Annotated in this window: 15 protein-coding genes and 1 pseudogene; 1 reads left to right on the top strand and 15 read right to left on the bottom strand. The window is 73.6% G+C overall.

The window, feature by feature from the left end; genetic code table 11:
* Positions 1 to 27 precede the first annotated feature (27 nt).
* The 9 genes from QDR37_RS08030 to QDR37_RS07990 all read right to left on the bottom strand — a co-directional run bounded on the left by QDR37_RS08030 (position 28) and on the right by QDR37_RS07990 (position 10,980).
* Positions 28 to 855 (bottom strand): prepilin peptidase, encoded by an 828-nt coding sequence (locus tag QDR37_RS08030; RefSeq protein WP_279713101.1) that lies wholly within the window; start codon positions 853 to 855, stop codon positions 28 to 30.
* Positions 852 to 2,654, bottom strand: coding sequence for a hypothetical protein (locus QDR37_RS08025; RefSeq protein ID WP_279713100.1), 1,803 nt, complete (start codon positions 2,652 to 2,654; stop codon positions 852 to 854). The genes QDR37_RS08030 and QDR37_RS08025 overlap by 4 nt, the downstream gene beginning before the upstream one ends.
* Positions 2,651 to 3,319, bottom strand: a complete 669-nt coding sequence (locus QDR37_RS08020; protein WP_279713099.1) for a prepilin-type N-terminal cleavage/methylation domain-containing protein — start codon at positions 3,317 to 3,319, stop codon at positions 2,651 to 2,653. The genes QDR37_RS08025 and QDR37_RS08020 overlap by 4 nt, the downstream gene beginning before the upstream one ends.
* Positions 3,319 to 4,653, bottom strand: a complete 1,335-nt coding sequence (locus QDR37_RS08015; protein WP_279713098.1) for a carboxypeptidase-like regulatory domain-containing protein — start codon at positions 4,651 to 4,653, stop codon at positions 3,319 to 3,321. The genes QDR37_RS08020 and QDR37_RS08015 overlap by 1 nt, the downstream gene beginning before the upstream one ends.
* 77 nt (positions 4,654 to 4,730) lie before the next feature.
* Positions 4,731 to 5,186: a prepilin-type N-terminal cleavage/methylation domain-containing protein gene (locus QDR37_RS08010; RefSeq protein WP_279713097.1), complete on the bottom strand. Its 456-nt coding sequence runs from the start codon at positions 5,184 to 5,186 to the stop codon at positions 4,731 to 4,733.
* Between the two features lie 390 nt (positions 5,187 to 5,576).
* Positions 5,577 to 6,818 carry a type II secretion system F family protein gene (locus QDR37_RS08005; RefSeq protein WP_279713096.1) on the bottom strand — a complete coding sequence of 414 codons (1,242 nt, stop codon included), beginning with the start codon at positions 6,816 to 6,818 and terminating at the stop codon, positions 5,577 to 5,579.
* Complete coding sequence (locus QDR37_RS08000; RefSeq protein WP_279713095.1) at positions 6,815 to 7,972, bottom strand: type IV pilus twitching motility protein PilT; 1,158 nt, start codon at positions 7,970 to 7,972, stop codon at positions 6,815 to 6,817. The genes QDR37_RS08005 and QDR37_RS08000 overlap by 4 nt, the downstream gene beginning before the upstream one ends.
* Positions 7,973 to 8,005: 33 nt before the next feature.
* Positions 8,006 to 9,532 carry a GspE/PulE family protein gene (locus QDR37_RS07995; protein WP_279713094.1) on the bottom strand — a complete coding sequence of 509 codons (1,527 nt, stop codon included), beginning with the start codon at positions 9,530 to 9,532 and terminating at the stop codon, positions 8,006 to 8,008.
* A gap of 152 nt (positions 9,533 to 9,684) precedes the next feature.
* Positions 9,685 to 10,980, bottom strand: coding sequence for a M20/M25/M40 family metallo-hydrolase (locus QDR37_RS07990; RefSeq protein ID WP_279713093.1), 1,296 nt, complete (start codon positions 10,978 to 10,980; stop codon positions 9,685 to 9,687).
* 29 nt (positions 10,981 to 11,009) lie between these two features.
* Between QDR37_RS07990 and QDR37_RS07985 the strand changes: the two genes are divergently transcribed.
* Entirely contained in the window at positions 11,010 to 12,305 is a 1,296-nt protein-coding gene (locus QDR37_RS07985) for an alpha/beta fold hydrolase (protein ID WP_279713092.1), read from the top strand.
* 299 nt (positions 12,306 to 12,604) lie between these two features.
* Here the strand turns inward: QDR37_RS07985 and QDR37_RS07980 are convergent.
* The 6 genes and pseudogenes from QDR37_RS07980 to QDR37_RS07955 all read right to left on the bottom strand — a co-directional run.
* Positions 12,605 to 12,778 (bottom strand): annotated as a pseudogene (locus QDR37_RS07980) (carbon storage regulator); the annotation flags it as partial.
* Positions 12,779 to 12,808: 30 nt separating this feature from the next.
* On the bottom strand, positions 12,809 to 13,957 hold the full coding sequence (locus QDR37_RS07975; RefSeq protein WP_279713091.1) for a hypothetical protein: 1,149 nt from the start codon (positions 13,955 to 13,957) through the stop codon (positions 12,809 to 12,811).
* A complete protein-coding gene (locus tag QDR37_RS07970) occupies positions 13,932 to 15,998 on the bottom strand; it encodes a flagellar biosynthesis protein FlhA (protein WP_279713090.1) in 2,067 nt (688 codons plus the stop codon). The genes QDR37_RS07975 and QDR37_RS07970 overlap by 26 nt, the downstream gene beginning before the upstream one ends.
* Positions 15,999 to 16,180: 182 nt before the next feature.
* Positions 16,181 to 16,930: a dienelactone hydrolase family protein gene (locus tag QDR37_RS07965; protein ID WP_279713089.1), complete on the bottom strand. Its 750-nt coding sequence runs from the start codon at positions 16,928 to 16,930 to the stop codon at positions 16,181 to 16,183.
* Positions 16,931 to 16,979: 49 nt separating this feature from the next.
* Positions 16,980 to 17,897 (bottom strand): neutral zinc metallopeptidase, encoded by a 918-nt coding sequence (locus QDR37_RS07960; protein ID WP_279713088.1) that lies wholly within the window; start codon positions 17,895 to 17,897, stop codon positions 16,980 to 16,982.
* Positions 17,898 to 17,915: 18 nt separating this feature from the next.
* Positions 17,916 to 18,128, bottom strand: coding sequence for a DUF2188 domain-containing protein (locus tag QDR37_RS07955; RefSeq protein ID WP_279713087.1), 213 nt, complete (start codon positions 18,126 to 18,128; stop codon positions 17,916 to 17,918).
* Positions 18,129 to 18,133: the final 5 nt, after the last annotated feature.

Genomic DNA, 18,133 nt, shown 5'->3' with positions numbered 1-18,133 from the left:
GACTGCGAGGGACGAGGAGGTCTGAGGTCAGGCGAGCCCGGCGAGGGCGAGGTAGGCGGTGGCGAGCGGAGCGCCGAACAGCACGCCGACCCACGCCCCCGCCAGCATCCACGGTCCGAACGGGATCGCCGTGGATCCCGCGCCGCGTCGCGAAAGAAGAATCACGACGCCGAAGAGACCGCCGCCGAGGAAGGCCGCGAACGTGCCGACGACGAGGGCGGGGACGCCCACCTGTCCGAGGAACAGGCCGAGCACGCCGGCGAGCTTCACGTCGCCGTACCCCATCGCGCCGGGCTTCACCCAGGCGAGCGCGTAGTAGAAGGCGAAGGAGCAGGCGGCGCCCGCCGCGGCGGTGACGGCCGCGACCGCGTCGCCGCGGAGCAGGTCGGCGGCGCCGAGGAAGACGGCGCCCACGAGGTAGGCGGGCAGCACGATGCGGTCGGGCAGGCGGCGCACGTCGAGGTCGATCGCGGCGAGCGCGACCGAGATCGCGGCGAGGTAGCAGTACGCCGCGAGCTCGAGCCCGGCGGCGAGCGCGGTCCGCGCGTCGGTCGCCCGCTCGAGCGCGGGCAGGAACGGGGCCGCGGCGACGACGAACGCCACCGCGGTGAGCGCCTCGACGAGCGGGTAGCGCACCGGGATCGGCATCCGGCAGGTGCGGCACGCGCCGCGCAGCAGCGCCCACGAGACGAGCGGGACGTTGTCGCGCGCCGCGATGCGGCTCCCGCAGCCCGGGCAGGAGGACGCGGGCGCGACGACGGAGAGCCCGAGGGGCACCCGGTGCACCACGACGTTGAGGAACGACCCGACGAGCAGCCCGAGCAGGGCGACGGTCGGCAGCAGGACGGCGCTCAATGGGCGCTCCCGTCGGCGTTGAAGGCGGTGGTGGTGGTCGCGTACCGGACGACGCCGTAGGTGATCCTCACCGGCTCGAGGTACCGCGGCGGGGTGGTCAGGGCGAAGCGGGGGTCGTACGTGTAGCTCTTCGCGTAGCCGGTGACCAGCGCGCCCTGCGCGTTCCCGGCGCCGATCTGGCCGCGGTACCGCTGCGCGATCGAGCCGAGCACGGTGAGGGTCCCCCGCACCGAGCCCCATCCGGGGTTCTGCACCATGAAGGTGTGGGCGACCGACAGGATCGCCGCGTCGACGGTGCGGCCGCTGTCGGTGAGCATCGTCTGCGGGCTGCTCGCCGAGCCGGTCACCGGGTTCCAGACGATCACCGCGTTGTTGCCGACGAGGCCGAGGATGTCGCTCGTGGTGCTCGTGTAGACGAGGTCGCCCGTGACGTACACGTAGTTCTCGGCCGCGACCGTCATGGCGCCCTTGAAGGTGCCCTTCACGAACACGTCGCCGTTGCGGCAGCCGTAGGCGGGGTTCGTCGACGTCCACGAGTTCGTGTTCGAGGCCGAGTCGTGGATGAACCAGCCGTCGGCCGGCGCCTCGGTCGAGCCGCCGATCGTGGCCGGGTAGGCGGCGCCCCCGTACGACCAGCCCGCGCCGGAGTAGGTGCAGGTGAAGTTGCTCGGCACCGCCGCGGAGTAGTTCGGGTCGGAGGTGCTCGCCGGCACGTTCTGCACGTAGACGAGGTTGCTCGGCAGCGTCGCGACCGTCGCGCCGCTGCTCGACTGCAGCTGGCTGATCGAGCCGCACATCGCGGGGCTGCTGCTCGCGACACCGCTCGTGTAGGACGGGTTCGTCACCTTCGTCCACGGCGAGACGACCGTCATCGTGCCGCCCGCGTTGAAGGTGATGGTGGTCGGACCGGTGTAGAGGCAGCCGGGCGAGCCGCCGACGGTGCTGCCCGCGTAGGTACCCGCCTTCATCGAGGTGTTCGTCGCGGGCATCGTGACGGGGGCCTCGTAGGTGGGCGCGCCGCCCGCGCCCTCGTACAGGGGCGCGGCGCACCCCGACGGGACGGTCAGCGTGCCGCTCGGCGCGGACGTCGTGACGGTGCCCTTGAAGTCCGTGCCGCAGGCGCTGACCGAGTCGTTGGAGTGCACGGGACCGCGCAGCACGTCGCTCGCGCCGAACTGCACGTTCGTGCACGCCCCGGAGCGCGACGGCGTCGCCCAGAGGTATGCGTTGCAGCTCGACGTGACGCGGCTCACCGCGGGGTCGAGCGTCTCGAAGTCGGTGAAGTAGAGGTAGTCGATGAAGCCGCGCTGGTGCACCGTCGCGATCACGCTGCGCGTCGTGCTGCCGGCGCGGCCCGTCGCCCGCAGGCGGACGAGGCCGCTCGCGGCGTACTGCGTGTTGTCGACCTCGTACCGGAAGGACTCGGTGGCGGACTGCCCGGACGGCACGGGCACGGTCGCCCAGGTGCCCGACGTGCCGAGGCCGAAGGCGGGGTTCGCCGCGGCGCCGGTCGGCAGGGTGACGGCGCTCCCCGCGCTCCACGTGGAGGCCGGGTTGCCGAACGACTCGTAGTCGGCGTTCGAGTTGAGGCGGCTCTGGTACTCCTGCACGCCCGCGTACGCCGCATCGAGCGCCTGCGCGGCCTGCTGGTCCGTGCTCGAGCGGAGCAGGGTCGAGGAGGTGAGCTGCAGGCTCGACGCGACGAGGATCAGCATGACGACGGCGACGCCGATCACGACGAGCAGCGCGGAGCCGCGCTCGCGCGACTCGCGGAGGGCGCGGAGGCGGGCGGCGATCACGAGGCGCTCCCGTTCAGGAGGAGGTTCGGCATCGCGATCGTGCGCACGACGGCGACCTCGTTCGCGGCGGGGATGCTCGGCTTCGACACGGCGAGGTTCACGCGCACCGCGGTGACGGTGGCGAGCTGCGCAGCGGTGAGGGTGCCCGAGCCGGTGCCGACGGTCGCGCCGGTGGCCGTCAGGTAGGTGAGCAGCGGCGTGCCCGACGTGTCGAACGGGCCGTGGAACGTGACGCTGCTGGCGGTGCCGGAGAAGCCCCAGGTGCCGGACCCCGCCACGCCGGTGACCCGCTGCTCGACGAGGTTGCTGCTGCCGTCGAGGGAGAAGGTGACCTGCACGGGCACCGGTGACGCCGCCGCCTGGTCGGGCAGCGCGGTGAAGGTGATCGAGCTCGCGGACGCGGCGCTGATCGCGGGCGTCGGCGTCGCGCTGCCGCTGACCGCGATGGGCACGGCGAAGCCGAGCATGTTGCCGAGCTCGTCCGCGGCGTTCGAGGCGCTGCCGACCGCCGAGCTCGAGTCGCGGCCCGCCGCGGTCGACTTCGTGACGGCGAGGAAGAACGACGCGACCATCGCGAGCACGATGCCGGTGAGCACGAGCGTGACGAGCATCTCGACGAGCGAGAAGCCGGCGTCGTCGTGCCGGACCCGCCTGAGGGCGCGCATCACGGCGTCCTCGGGTCGAGGGTGATCTGGTTGCCCGTCGCGACCGTCGTGTACGAGTTGTAGATCGTGATGTTGCCCGCGGCGACGGGCGTCGTGGTCGCGCCCGAGGTGGCGCCCGTGTAGAGGTTCCACGTGCCGTAGGGCAGCTGGAAGTAGTTGGTGCCGGAGTACGACCCGAAGGTGTAGGTCATCGCCGTCGGGCAGCCGGGTTCGCCGGCCGGGGACCCCGGGCTGTCCTGCGAGACGGCGGTGAGGTAGGCGGCCGAGCCGCTGATCTTCACGCTGAAGCCGCCCATGGGCACCGCGATGCTCGTGCTGCCGCCCGGCGCGGCGGTCACCGGCGCGTTGCGGGCGCCCGCCTTGAGGATGGTGCCGGTGAGGCTCTGGGCCCACTGCGCCGGGTCCACCGCGGGGCAGCCGCCCGACGTCACGGTGCCGAGCGCGCCGCCGATGGCGCTGTAGCCCGACGGGAACGGGTAGAACGTGAGGGCCGCCGACGAGCTGCGGGGGTAGGTCGCCGAGCCGGTCGCGAACGTGAGGTCGAGGTTCGAGGGACGGTTCGCCGCGTTGCTGCCGTTCACCGTCGCGTACGTCGGGCTCAGCGTGATGGCCGCGTCGTACTGGAACGGCGGCGCCGCGACCGTCTGGCCGGCGACGACGGTGACCGTCGTGGACGGCGAGGCGTTCAGGTTCGCGTCGACGTAGCCGCTCTTCGAGACGGCGATCGAGTAGGTGCCGGGGACGACCTGGAGCGCGTAGCTGCAGCCGTTCGCGTCGGTCGCGGGCGGCTGCGAGGCGAGGGCCGCTCCCCCGGAGGTCGGCGACATGCTGACCGTGACCCCGGAGCGCGGCGTGCCGTCGGCACCGAGCACGGAGACCATCACGGTGCCGGTCGACGGGTCCGTGAGGCGCGACGGCGCGGAGACGATCGTGTCGGTCGAGACGCCCGGGGTGACGGCGAGCTTGCCGGCCCAGGTCACCGCGACGTCGACCCGCTTGTAGGTCGGCGCGGTGCCGGTCGCGGAGCAGCCGGTGTCCGTGCCGGCGACCCACGCGACGGTCCGCGTCACCGTGTAGGTGGTCGCACCGACGGTCGTGCTCCACGTCGTGCTGCCGAGGCTCGTCGGGTCGACGGCGCTGCGGACGCTCGCGAGGTCCGACGCGGCGAGGTTCACGGCGACCTCGCGGGCGCGGCCGTCGCGCGAGAAGCCCTGGATCGAGGCGATGCCGGCGACGATGCCGGCGGAGACGAGGGCGAAGACCAGGACCGCCACGACGACCTCGATGAGCGACACGCCCGCGTCGGCCCGGGGGGCCTGGAGCTTGTTCGTCATCATCGCGATCCTCGACACGTGCTTGGACGAAAGGAACGGTGGGCGGCCGTGAGGCCGCCCACCGGAGAGGGTTCCGACTACCAGTTGGTGTCGGCAGCGGGGCAGGCGCCGGAGGCGACCGACCCGGAGCGGGTGATCGAGAACTGGTTGCCGGCGGCGCTCGTCTCGACGATGCAGAAGGCCGTGCCCGACGCGCTCAGCGTGTAGGTGGTGGCCGTGGTGCCGGTGGACGTGGTCCAGCCGTACGAGGCGAGGGTCGAGCCGCCGACGGCGGTCGCACCGGTCGCGCCGGTCGCGGGCAGGGTGCCGTTGTTGTTCGTCGAGGCGGCGACGACGGCGACCTTGTCGTTCGTGAGGTCCGACTTGGCGGCCGAGTCCTTGGCGCTGTTCTGCACGCCGAGGTAGACCGGGATCGCGATCGCGGCGAGGACGCCGATGATGATCACGACGACCAGGAGCTCGATGAGGGTGAAGCCGGCCTCGCGGTCGCGCAGGGCGTCGCGGCGGGCCTCGAGGGCGGTGGAGATGGACATGACGGGTCTGGTTTCTCTTCTCGGTGGATGAGGTGGTTCCGGGTCCCCGGATCCACCGGGAACTCGTCGGGGTACACGCTACGCGCGGGGAAAGTGCCTGATCAGACCCCGTAAGGGGGCGAATCCTCAGGTTCGCGACCCCACTTGGAGGGGCCCCGTGTCCCGACCGGTCCACCCCTTGCCCGGGCCCGGTCGGAGCAGCATGGCGTCAGCGCCCAGCGGCGGATCACGACGCGCCGCGCCGGCGCGGTGCAACGCCCCGAAGTGGGGGCGCGGAGCGCCGGCGCCTCCCGCCGGCCGCTCCCCCGCCCCTCCCCCAGGCGCACGACGACGGCGAGGCCGGGCACCGCGAGCGGGTGCCCGGCCTCGCCGGGAGCTCTCGTCGAGCGTCTAGTGGACGACGCTCGCGATCGTGAAGATCGGCAGGTAGAGGGCGACGACCATGCCGCCGACCACGACGCCGAGCACGCTGATGAGCAGCGGCTCGATGAGGCTCGTGAGGGCGTTCGCGGTGGCCTCGACCTGGTCGTCGAACACGTCCGCGACCTTCGCGAGCATGTCGTCGATCGCGCCGGACTCCTCGCCGACGGCGATCATCTGCACGACCATCGGCGGGAACAGCTTCTCATCGGCCAGCGGCGCGGCCATGCTGCGCCCGAGCCGCACCGATTCGGCGACGCGGTCCGACGCGCGCTCGAGCACGTAGTTGCCCGAGGTCTGCCCGACGACCGCGAGCGCCCGCAGGAGCGGCACGCCGGCGGCGGTCATGTTCGAGAGGTTCCGCGCGAAGCGGGCGACCGCCACCTTGCCCATGAGCGGGCCGAAGATCGGCACGCGCAGCAGCAGCGGATGCACCCGGCGGCGGAAGCCCTCCGTGTCCTTCCGCGCCTTGTAGTACATCGACGCCGCGAAGAACGCGACGAGGAGCACCGGCAGGATCCACCACATCTGGTCCGACAGGACCACGAGGATCTCGGTCGGCAGCGGCAGCTGGCCGCCGAACTGCGCGAACATGTTCTTGAAGATCGGGACGATGAAGATCAGCATCGCGATCACGGCGATGAGCGCGATCGCGAGCACCGCGATCGGGTAGGTCATCGCCGACTTGATCGTGGCCTTGAGCTTCGCCTCCTTCTCGAAGGTCGTCGCGACCGAGTTGAGCGCGGTGTCGAGGAAGCCGCCGGTCTCCCCCGCACGGAGCATGCTCACCATGATCGGCGGGATCTCGAGCGGGTGGTGGGCGAGCGCGTCGGAGAGGTTGCTGCCGGTCTCGACCTCGCGGGCCACGTCCTGCAGCACGGCGGCGAGCTTCGGGTTCGACGTCTGCTCGCCGACGATCGTGATGGAGCGCAGCAGCGGCAGACCGGCGGCCGTCATCGTGGCGAGCTGCCGCGACGAGCCCGCGAGGTCGCCGATCTTCACCTTCTTGGTGAGCAGCGGGATCTCGATCTCGCGGTCGAACCCGGTGCCCGCGATCCGCTCCTGCACGGACACGGGCGAGAGGCCCATGCCGTGCAGGCGCGCGACGGCGACGGTCTCGCTCGGCGCCTCGACGAAGCCCTTGACGAGGCGGCCGCCGATGTCGCGGCTGCGGTGCGCGAACGTGCGCGCGCCGACGGCGGTGGCGCTCACGCGAGCACCGGCTTCCGGGCGCGGCCGAAGCCCTCGAGGTCGTCGTCGAGCGAGCCGATCTTCGGCCGGCCGACGAGCTGGCTGAACGACGCGAGGTCGTGCACCTTCGCCTCGGCGGCGTCGTGCGTGACGACGCCCTCGGCGACGAGCTGCGCGAGGTGCTGGTCCATGGTCTGCATGCCGACGTCCATGCCGGTCTGCATGGCCGTGAGGATCTGGCTCGTCTTGCCGGCGCGGATGAGGTTCGCGACGGCGGGCGTGATCTTCAGCACCTCGGCGGCGACGGCGCGGCCGACGCCGCTCGCGCGGGGCACGAGGGTCTGGCACACGACACCCTGCAGCGTCAGCGAGAGCTGCATGCGCACCTGCTGCTGCTGGTGCGCGGGGAACACGTCGATCATGCGGTCGATCGACTGCGACGCGTCGGACGTGTGGAGCGTCGCGAACACGAGGTGGCCGGTCTCCGCCGCGGTGAGGGCGACCGAGATCGACTCGAGGTCGCGGAGCTCGCCGAGCAGGATGATGTCGGGGTCCTGGCGCAGCACGTGCTTCAGCGCGTTCGTGAAGCTCATGGTGTCGGTGCCGACCTCGCGCTGGTTCACGAGGGCCCGCTTGCTCGTGTGCACGAACTCGATCGGGTCCTCGATCGTCATGATGTGGTCGGCGCGGCGCTCGTTCGCGCGGTCGATGAGCGCGGCGAGCGTCGTCGACTTGCCGGAGCCCGTGGGGCCGGTGACGAGCACGAGGCCGCGCGGCAGGTCGGCGAAGTGGCCGATCGACTCGGGCAGCCCGAGGTCGTCGAGCGACTTGATCTTCGTGGGGATGAGGCGGAACGCCGCGCCCCACGCGTCGCGCTGCCGGTACACGTTCACGCGGAAGCGGGCGTCGGCCGAGAGCGTGTAGGCGAAGTCGAGCTCGAGGTCGCGCTCGAAGCGGTCGCGCTGCGCCTCCGTCATCGCGGAGCCGACGATCGCGCGGACGTCGTCGGCGCTCCACACGTCGCTCGTGTCGAGCGGCTGCAGCGAGCCGGCGAGGCGCACGGCGGGCGGGCGCCCGGCGGCGACGTGGAGGTCGGAGGCGCCGAGCTCGACGACCGCCGTCAGGGCGCGGTCGAGGCGGCTCGTGTCGCCCTCGGCAGGGGTGGTGCGGTCCATTGCGGTTCCCGGTAGGTGGTGGCGCTCCTGTCGTCAGACGATGACGCGGAGCACCTCTTCGATGGAGGTGAGGCCGAGGCAGACCTTGTTCCAGCCGTCCTGGCGGAGCGAGATCATCCCCTGCGCGATGGCGGTGCGGCCGATCTCGGACGCCGTGGCGCGCTCGACGACCTGCCGCTCGATCTCCTCGGAGACCGTCATGACCTCGTGGATGGCGACGCGGCCGCGGTAGCCGGTGTGCGCGCACGAGGTGCAGCCGACCGGCACGTAGACCGTCTCGTCCTCCTCGATGAGCAGGCCGATCTTCGCGAGGTAGTCCTCGTCGTAGGTGGTGGGCTTCTTGCAGCGGTCGCAGAGCCGGCGCGCGAGGCGCTGGGCGACGACGGTGACGAGCGCGGAGCTGACGAGGTAGGGCTCGATGCCCATCTCGACGAGGCGCGTGACGGCGGAGGGCGCGTCGTTCGTGTGCAGGGTCGAGAGCACGAGGTGACCGGTGAGGGCCGCCTCGATCGCGATCTGCGCGGTCTCCTCGTCGCGGATCTCACCGATCAGCACGACGTCAGGGTCGCTGCGGAGGATGCTCCGCAGCGCCGACGCGAACGTGAGGCCCGCCTTCGGGTTCACCTGCACCTGGTTGATGCCGGGCATCCGGTACTCCACCGGGTCCTCGACGGTGATCACGTTGACGCGCGGGTTCGAGACCTCCTGCACGGCCGTGTACAGGGTCGTCGACTTGCCGGAGCCGGTCGGGCCCGTGACGAGGATCATGCCGTTGGGTCGCGTGTAGCCGGCACGGAACGCGGCGAGGTTGCGGCCGAGCATGTTCAGGTCGCCGATCGTGCGGGCGCTGCCGCTCGTGTCGAGGATCCGCATGACGACCTTCTCGCCGTGCACGGTCGGCAGCGTCGCGACGCGGAGGTCGATCTTGCGCCCCTCGTGCAGCACGGCGATGCGGCCGTCCTGCGGGCGGCGGCGCTCGGCGATGTCGAGGTCGGCCATGATCTTCAGGCGCGAGATGACGCCGGCCTGGATCGAGGTCGAGACGGACTGCGTCTCGGAGAGCACCCCGTCGATGCGGTAGCGGACGCGGAGCGCGGTCTCCCCCGGCTCGACGTGGATGTCGGACGCGCGGTCCTGGATCGCCTGCGAGATGAGCAGGTTCACGAAGCGGACGATCGGCGCGTCGTCGTCCTCGGGCACGTCGCCCGAGAGGTCCGCTGCGGCGTCGCTCTGCTCGGTGAGCACGGTGGAGAGGTCCGAGAGCTCGTCGTCGGCGCGGTGGTAGCGGTCGATCGCGGCGGCGAGGTCGTCGGGCGCGGCCTGCACGCGGCGCACCCGGGCGCGGGTGGCGGCGGCGACGTCGTCGAGCGCGACGATGTCGTCCGGGTCGGCCATCGCGACGACGAGGGTGCCGCCCTCGCGGGCGATCGGCAGCAGGCGGTGGCGGCGGCAGAGCGAGGCGCTCACGCTGAGCGCGGCCTCGCGGTCCACGGGGTAGTCGAGCAGCTCGACGAGCGGCACCCCGAACGTGCTCGTGTCGGTCGCGTCGATCATCGACATGGTTCGGCCCTCCCCGCCGGCCTCACGCCCCCCGGCGTGCACCGAGCATGGATGCCCGGTCCGCCTACCGTAGAGATGGCTCGCGGATCGAGGCATTCCCCAGTCCGGGGCGCCCGCGGGCGGGGGCCAGGGGATCCGGGGCGCGGAAGCGGTCAGCCGGTGAGGAGCGCCCGGAAGAACGCGACCCCGGCTTCGAGCGCGTCGACGCGCAGCCGCTCGTCGGTCCCGTGGATGCTCGCGAGCTCGTCGCGGTCGATCGCGAACGGGGCGAACCGGTAGACGGGCCGCCAGCGCTCGGCGAAGAAGCGGGCGTCGCTCGCCTGCACCATCAGGTACGGCACGGCGGTCGCCCGCGGGTGCGAGACGGCGAGCGCCCGGGTGAGCCGGTCCCAGCCCTCGCCCTCGGCCGGCGACGGCGGCGCGGGATCGGCCCCGTCATCGAGCTCGACGGCGACCGCCCGGTCGCGCACCACGCGGCGCAGGCGCCGCAGCACCTGCTCGACCGAGTCGCCGGGCGCGATCCGCACGTTCAGGCGGGCCTCCGCGGTACCGGGCAGCACGTTGGCGGCCGTGCCGGCGGCGAGCCCGGTGACGGCGACCGTCGTGCGCACGAGCGCCGCGGGCAGGCCGCCGGCCCGGCCGAGCACCGGTGCGAGCAGCGCCGCGGTCCGGGCGGGTGGCAGGGCCGCGAGTGGCCGGGGCAGCCGGGGGCCGAGCGCGGCCACCATCGCGGTGAGGGCCGGGTTCGTGCGGGCAGGCGCGGGGCGACGCTCGATCCGGAGCAGGGCGCGGGCGAGCCGGGCCGTCGCGCTCCCCCGCGCGGGTGCCGAGGCGTGCCCCGCCGTCGCGGACGCGACGAGGCGCACCCTGGCGACGCTCTTCTCGGTGAGGCCGACGAGCGCGAGCGGACCCCGCACGCCCGGCACCATCCCCGTGACGACCGCGCCGCCCTCGTCGAGCACGAGCTCGGGGTCGATGCCGCGCTCCGCGAGCAGGGCCGCGACGGCTCGGGCGCCCGCGCCGCCGACCTCCTCGTCGAGCCCGATGGAGACGAGCACGTCGCCGCTCGGCGCCGTCCCGTCGCCGAGCAGCGACTCGACCGCCTCGAGCACCGCGACGAGGGCGCCCTTGTCGTCGAGCGCGCCCCGGCCGTGCACCGCCCCGCCCTCGATCGCGCCGCCGAACGGGTTCCGCGACCACGCCTGGCCGTCGACCGGCACGACGTCGCCGTGCGCCATGAGCACCACCGGACGCCCCGGGCCGCCGCGCCAGGTGAGCAGCAGCGCCCGGGCGGCGACCTCCTCGACCTCGAGCGCTCCGAACGTCCGTGGGTAGAGCCGCTCCAGCGCCGCCCGGAACGCGGCGAACGCGCCCTCGTCGCGACCCTCGGCGCGGGAGACGGTCGGGATCCGCAGCAGCTCCCCGAGGTGCTCGGCCGCGGTCGTCATGCCGCGACGCTAGCGGCCAGGATGAGGCCATGGCCTCGTCGATCCCCGGTCTCGCCGTCACCGAGCACACCGTGTCCGTCCCGCTCGACTGGGCGGGGGACCCCGACGGCCCGACGATCGACGTGTTCGCCCGCGAGGTCGTCGCCGCGCACCGCACCCGCGATGAGCTCCCGCTGCTGCTGTTCCTGCAGGGCGGCCCCGGCGGCAAGTCGCCGCGGCCCCTCGACGCCTCCGGCTGGCTCGGCGCGCTGCTCGAGCGGTACCGCGTCGTCCTGCTCGACCAGCGCGGCACGGGCCGCAGCACGCGCGTCGACGGCGCCCGGATGGCCGGGTTCGACTCGGGCGAGGCGGGAGCGGCGTACCTCCGCCGCTTCCGGGGCGACTCGATCATCCGCGACGCCGAGCACCTCCGCCGCACCGTCTACGGCGGGCGCCGCTGGTCGACGCTCGGGCAGAGCTACGGCGGCTTCCTCACCCTCACCTACCTCTCGATGGCGCCCGAGGCGCTCGCGTCGTGCCTCGTGACCGGCGGCCTCGCCTCCGTGCGGCCGAGCGCCGCCGAGGTGTACCGGCGCACCTACCCGCGGGCGCTCGCGAAGAACCGCGAGTACGAGCGGCGCCACCCGGACGACGTCGCGCTCATCGGCCGGATCGCCGACCGCCTCGCCGCCGAGGACGTGCGGCTGCCCGACGGCGACCGGCTGACCGTGCACCGCTTCCAGCACCTCGGCAACGGGTTCGGCATGGGGCCGGGCTTCGAGGAGCTGCACTGGCTCGTCGACGAGGCGCTCACCGGCACGGGCGGCACCTTCTCCGACACCTTCCTCGCCGAGGTGCTCAGCTGGACCTCGTTCGCGGACGGCCCGCTCTGGGCGGCCCTGCAGGAGGCGATCTACGGCGACCCCGACTCCGGCCCGACCGCGTGGGCGGCCGCGGCGGAGCACGCGCGGCACCCGGAGTTCGCCTCCGACGCCCGCCCGCTGAGGTTCACCGGAGAGATGATGTACCCCTGGATGTTCGAGGAGATCCGGCTGCTGAAGCCCTTCCGGGCCGCGGTCCAGGCGCTCGCGGGGTTCTCCGACTGGACGCCGCTGTACGACCGCGAGCGGCTCGCCGCGAACGAGGTGCCGCTCGCCGCCGCGGTGTACCACGACGACCTCTACGTGCCGGCGGACCTGCAGCTCGAGACCGCGGCGGCCGTCGGCAACGCGCAGGCGTGGGTGACGAACGAGTGGGAGCACGACGGCATCCGCGCGAGCGACGACCGCGTGGTGCGCCGCCTGCTGCAGCTCGTCGACGAGCGGGGCGGCCCGCTGCCCTCCTGACCCCTGCGGGATGCGGGCGCGTTCCGACGAAGCGGGCGCGGAACGACGCCCGGGATGTCCGAAGTCGCCCGGTTCCGGGAGGAGCCGGGTCAGGGGCGCTTCGGCGGGGTGGGCTTCGGGGTGCCGCCGCGAGGCCGCGGGGCGGGCGGCTGCTGCGACGACGCCGGCTGCTGCGACGACGCCGGCTGCTGCGCCTCTGGCGCCTGCTCCGCCGCGCGCCGGCGCGGCTCGCCCTCCGGGCGGGCGGCCGCGGCGAGCAGCCCGACGAGCCGGTCGCCGGCGTCGGCGGTGGTGCCGGCGGCCTGCGTGTTCGCCTCGGTCACCGCGGCGAGCACCTCGGCCCGCTGGATCGGCACGCCGCGCGGGGCGTCGAAGCCGATGCGCACGCCGTCGCCGCGGATGTCGATCAGGGTGATGACGATGTCCTCGCCGATGAGGACCCGCTCACCCTTCTTCCTGGTCAGCACGAGCATGCGGTGTCCTCCCCTGGCTCCCGGCCCAGCCTAGGAGGTCGCGTCCGCCCACGCGGGAGGAAGCCCCAGCGCGGCGACGGGATCCGGTCCGCCCTTGGCGCCGACCCGGGCGACCGCGTCGACCTGCAGCCGGCCGCGCAGCCGCCCGGCCCACGCGAGCGTCTGGTCCTCGGGGCGCGCGCCGTCGACGACGAGCCACGACTGGTCGGAGTCGATCGTGAGCAGCCCGGCGAAGCGCGGGTCGAGCAGGTCGCCGTCGCCGATGCCGTAGGCGACGATCACCGGCTGATCGCTGCGCACCCCGTAGGCCCGCGCCGCCATCGCGCCGCGCCGGTCGTCGACCCGGCGGCGCGTGAAGCCCTCGACCGATCCGCCGTCGCAGACGTAGCCGCGCTGCAGCCGGTCGCGCACCGCGTTCGCGACGCCGACCGCGTCGTCGTGCAGGCCGACGAGCAGCAGCAGGTCGCCGGCTCGGGTGCGCTGCGGCGGCGGCGCACCGGGCACGGTGCGCCCGACCCGGGAGCGCGGCGTCGGCGTCGCCCACACGGTGGCCTGCACCGCCGCGGCCTCCGCCTCGGCGACGAGCGAGGGCGGCGCCACGACCTCGGTGGTCATCCTGAGGGGCGCCGCGGGCGCGATGGGCGGCGCGGTCCGCGGCAGCACGAGCGGGCCGGTGCGTCGCGGCACGAGCGCGGTCGGTGCGGTCTCGGGCTTCGCGGCCCAGTCCGGACGCGCCGTGCTCGGCTTCTGCGGCGCCCGGGCCGGGGTGCCGCCGCCCTGCGTCGGCACCGCCTCCGTGTCGATGCGGAGGGCGTCGAGCACCGAGGCGAACTCGCCGCCCTGCGTCGACACCTCGGGGCCGGCCGCGCCCCCGGGGTTCAGCAGCTCGAACGGGTCCTCGGCGCCGGCGGGACCGAAGTCGCGGGCGTCGGCGTCGTCGAGGAGCGCCGCGAGCCCGACGCGCTTCGCCATGTCGAACTCGTGGCTGCCGTCGACCGCCTCCTTGTCGGGGAGGTCGACCGTGACGTCGACGACCTTGCGCCCGAAGAGCCCAGCGAAGCCGCCGATCACCGTCTCCTCGGTGTCGACGATGCGCGCGTCGGGACCGTACTCGCGGCGCACCTGCTCCGCGAGCCCCGACAGCGTGGGCTTGTCAAGCCGAAATCGGATCGAGGGCACGAACCACTCCAACGGTCTCGATGGTGACGTCGGCGGACGTCACCTCCTGGTACGACAGCACGGGCAGGCCGTTCGTCTGCGGCGCGACGAGGCGGCGCACCGCGGGCCGGAGCGCGGGGGCGCAGACGAGCACCGGCGACCAGCCGCGCAGCTCCGCGGTCTGCACCGCGTGCTTCAGCGACTCGATCACGAGGCCGAGCCGCTGCGGGTCGACGACGATCTGCGTGCCGTGCTCGCTCGGCCGCAGGCCCTCGAGCATCGACTGCTCGAGCACCGGGTCGATCATGATCACCCGCAGGGTGCGGTCCTCGAGGTGCGGCGCGACGACCACGGGGCCGAGGGCGCTGCGGGCCGCCTCGATCAGCCCCTCGGGGTCGGTCGAGACGCGCGCGCGGAGCGTGAGCGCCTCGTAGATGCGGGGCAGGTCGTTGATCGGCACCCGCTCCGCGAGCAGGCCCTGCAGCACCCGGTGCACCTCCGCGAGGGTGAGCAGGTTCGGGATGAGCTCCTCCACCACCGCGGGGCTCACCTTCTTCACGCCCTCGGTGAGCACGCGCACGTCCTCGCGCGAGAGCAGGCGGGCGGCGTGGTCGGTGATGACGCTCGAGAGGTGGGTGACGAGCACGGAGCCGCGGTCGATCACCGTGGCGCCGAGCAGCTCGGCGGAGTGCCGCATCTCGGCGGGCACCCACTTGCCGGCGAGGTTGAAGACCGGCTCGATCGTGGGGGTGCCGGGCAGCGCGTCGAGGCCGTCGCCGAGCGCGAGCACCTTGCCCGGGGGCGCGATGCCGCGGCCGACCTCCACGCCGGCGACGCGGAGCACGTAGGTGGCGGGCGGCAGGTCGACGCTGTCGCGGGTGCGCACGGGTGGCACGACGACGCCGTACTCGAGCGCGATGCGGCGGCGCAGCGACTTCACCCGCGCGAGCAGGTCGTCGCTGACGCCCGAGACGAGGTCGACGAGGTCGGGCGCGAGCTGCACCTCGAGCGCGTGCACCCGCATCTGCTCCATGAGCTCCTCGGGCGTGTCCGACGGCACCGCCTGCTCGGCGACGGCGCTCGCGGCGAGCTCGGCCTGCGCCTTCACCCGCTCGGCGCGGGCGAGCCGCGTCGAGACGAACACGAGCAGGCCGCCGACGAACGCGAAGGGCAGGAACGGCATGCCGGGGATGATCGCCATGCCGCAGGCCGCGACGCCGGCGATGAGCAGCGCGAGCCGCGACTGGGCGAGCTGCTTGCCCGCGGTGGCGCCGAGCTCCGACTCCGCGTTGGAGCGGGTGACGATCATGCCCGTCGACACGGCCATGAGCAGGGCAGGCAGCTGGGCGGTGAGGCCGTCGCCGATCGTGAGCAGCGTGTAGGTGTTGATCGCGTCGACGAACTGCTGGCCGTGCATGAGCACGCCCGTCGCGATGCCGCCGACGATGTTGATGACCGTGATCACCATGCCGGCGATCGCGTCGCCCTTCACGAACTTGCTCGCGCCGTCCATCGCGCCGTAGAAGTCGGCCTCGGCGGCGACGTCCGCGCGGCGCTGCCGCGCCTGGTCCTCCGTGATGAGGCCCGCGTTCAGGTCCGCGTCGATCGCCATCTGCTTGCCCGGCATCGCGTCGAGGGTGAAGCGGGCGCCGACCTCGGCGACGCGCTCGGCGCCCTTCGTGACGACGACGAACTGGATGACGACGAGGATCAGGAAGACGACCGCGCCGATGATGAGCGAGCCGCCGACCGCGACCTGCCCGAACGCGTGGATGACCTCGCCCGCGTAGCCCTGCCCCAGCACGAGGCGGGTCGACGCGACGTTCAGGCCGAGGCGGAACAGCGTCGCGATGAGCAGCAGCGACGGGAAGACCGAGAAGTCGAGGGGCCGCTTGGCGAACATCGTCGTCAGCAGGATCACGAGCGCGAACAGGATGTTCACGGTGATCAGCAGGTCGAGCACGAACGACGGCACCGGCACGACGAGCAGCACGATGATCCCGACGAGGCCGATGGGCACCGCGAGCGGGCCGAGGGTCGACCCCAGCTTTCTTCGGCGCACGGCACTCCTCGTCCCTCGTCGCCGTCCGGCTGCGGCCGGCGACGCCGCGGCACCGGCTCGTCCGGCGCCCCTGTCGCTACGGCCCGGGGGCCGCCCGGCCAAGTCTCCGGCCTGGACCCCGTTCGGGGCGGCTGCGACACCCCTTCGGGGGCTTCCGCGTTCCGGAGGCGGTCGATCCGGGGCTACGCCGGAGGCGCGCTCAGGGCCGTGCGGAGGAAGGCGAGCGTGCGGTGCCACGCGTCGGCGGCGGTCGCCGCGTCGTACGTGTGCCGGTTCGTGTCGTTGAAGAAGGCGTGCCCGACGCCCTCGTAGACCTGCGCCTCGAAGTGGACGCCGGCGTCGGCCATCGCGGAGACGACAGCCGGCAGCGCGGCGACCAGCCGCTCGTCCTTCCGGCCGTAGAAGCCGAGCACGGGCGCCCGGATCGCGGCGACGTCCGTCGCCTCGGGCGGTGCGCCGTAGAAGGGCACCGCGACGCGGACCCGCGGGTCGGCCGCGGCGAGCGCGAACGAGTAGGTGCCACCGAAGCAGAAGCCCACGACGCCGATGCGGCCGTCGACGTCGGGCATCGCGGCGAGCGCGTCGACGCACGAGCGCAAGGAGGCGATCGCCTCGCCGGAGAACCCGGGGGCCCGGGTCGGCGCGAGCGCCGCGCGGAGGCGCGGCTGCCCCTCGCTGCGCACCCGCTCATCGTCGCTGAACAGGATCTCCTGCAGCTCGACGCCGAGGTGCGGGCCGATGCCGACCGGGCCGAGCAGGTCGGGCGCGACGACGCGGAAGCCCTCGGCGGCGAAGCGGTCGGCGACGTCGGTGATGTGGTCGACGAGGCCCCAGATCTCGTGGATCAGCACGAGACCGCCTTCGACCGGCCGGTCGCCGGGCGGGTCCGCGAGGTACGCCTCGACGCCGCCCGGATCCGCTCGGTGCCCCATGGCCGTCCCTCCCGCTCGCCTCGCCGGTCTACCAGCGGCGCGCTGACCGTCAGCCGAGGTCGGCGACGGCGAAGGTGTCGCAGCGACGCGGGTCGCCCGAGCGGTACCCGGTGAGGAACCACTGCTGCCGCTGCGCGGAGGTGCCGTGGGTGAAGCTGTTCGGGTCGACGGCCCCGCCCCCGAGGTTCCGCTCGATGTAGTCGTCGCCGATGCGCGCGGCGGTGTCGAGCGCGCGGGCGATGTCCTGCTGCGTGATGTCCTGGATGAGCGGCGCCCCGGACGCGTCGGGGACGGTCTCGGCGTGCTCCGCCCAGACGCCGGCGTAGCAGTCGGCCTGCAGCTCCAGCCGCACGCTGCCGCCCTTCGCGCCGGTCGCCCCGGCGGGCACCTTCGCGCTCGTGCCGAGCAGGTCCTGCACGTGGTGGCCGTACTCGTGCGCGAGCACGTACGCGTCGGGGAACGTGCCGCCCTCGGCGCCGAACCGGGTGCGCAGCTCGTCGTAGAAGCTCAGGTCGATGTACACCTTCGCGTCGGCCGGGCAGTAGAAGGGCCCCATGCCGGAGTCGGCGGCGCCGCAGCCGGTGCTCGTCGAGCCGGAGAAGAACACGGTGTCGCTGCGGGTGTAGCGCGAGCCGAGCACCCCCGCCCAGTAGTCCTGGATCGACTCGATGTCCGCGACGACCGCGCACTCGCGCTTCGCGTTCGCGTCGGCGCCGGTGCGGCACGACTGCCGCAGGTCGCCCGCGGTGGCGGTCTGCCCCGAGCCGAGCCCCTCGAGCACGCCGGCCTGCTGGCCCTGGCCCGACGAGCCGTCGCCGCCCCCGCCGCCCAGCAACTGCACGAGCAGCAGCACGATCACGCCGACGACGCCGAGCCCGCCGCCCCCGAGGGCGATGGCGCCCCCGCCGATCCCCCGCCGGTCCTCGACGTCGGAGGTGTCGAGGTTCGCGTCGTCCCGGTAGCGCATGCCCTGCTCGCCTCCGGATCAGGCGCCGTCGCCGGACGCGGGGTCGGTGATGTCGCCGGTCGGCTCGGTCTCCTCGACGAGGTGCCGACCGCCGGTCTCGCGGGCGATCGCCCGCCCCGCCTCGATCGCCTCGTCGCGGCTCGTGAAGCCCGCCGAGCGGGCCGGGTCGCCCTCGACCTCGTTCACCCACTGGCCCTGCTTGTCGATCGTCCGCACGTCACCCGCCGACATCCCCG

Origin of the sequence: Amnibacterium sp. CER49, assembly GCF_029846255.1 — a bacterium.
In the GTDB taxonomy this organism is placed as follows: Bacteria; Actinomycetota; Actinomycetes; order Actinomycetales; family Microbacteriaceae; genus Amnibacterium.
Note: the sequence above shows the minus strand (reverse complement) of the source record. Positions and strands in the feature narration are given on the sequence as shown.

Excerpts from the sequence above, each read along its gene's own strand:
- QDR37_RS08010 (WP_279713097.1), bottom strand. The coding sequence starts at position 5,186 with ATGTCCATCTCCACCGCCCTCGAGGCCCGCCGCGACGCCCTGCGCGAC.
- QDR37_RS07995 (WP_279713094.1), bottom strand. The coding sequence starts at position 9,532 with ATGTCGATGATCGACGCGACCGACACGAGCACGTTCGGGGTGCCGCTC.
- QDR37_RS07960 (WP_279713088.1), bottom strand. The coding sequence starts at position 17,897 with ATGCGCTACCGGGACGACGCGAACCTCGACACCTCCGACGTCGAGGAC.
- QDR37_RS08020 (WP_279713099.1), bottom strand. The coding sequence starts at position 3,319 with ATGCGCGCCCTCAGGCGGGTCCGGCACGACGACGCCGGCTTCTCGCTC.
- QDR37_RS07985 (WP_279713092.1), top strand. The coding sequence starts at position 11,010 with ATGGCCTCGTCGATCCCCGGTCTCGCCGTCACCGAGCACACCGTGTCC.
- QDR37_RS07965 (WP_279713089.1), bottom strand. The coding sequence starts at position 16,930 with ATGGGGCACCGAGCGGATCCGGGCGGCGTCGAGGCGTACCTCGCGGAC.
- QDR37_RS08015 (WP_279713098.1), bottom strand. The coding sequence starts at position 4,653 with ATGACGAACAAGCTCCAGGCCCCCCGGGCCGACGCGGGCGTGTCGCTC.
- QDR37_RS07990 (WP_279713093.1), bottom strand. The coding sequence starts at position 10,980 with ATGACGACCGCGGCCGAGCACCTCGGGGAGCTGCTGCGGATCCCGACC.
- QDR37_RS07955 (WP_279713087.1), bottom strand. The coding sequence starts at position 18,128 with ATGTCGGCGGGTGACGTGCGGACGATCGACAAGCAGGGCCAGTGGGTG.
- QDR37_RS08000 (WP_279713095.1), bottom strand. The coding sequence starts at position 7,972 with ATGGACCGCACCACCCCTGCCGAGGGCGACACGAGCCGCCTCGACCGC.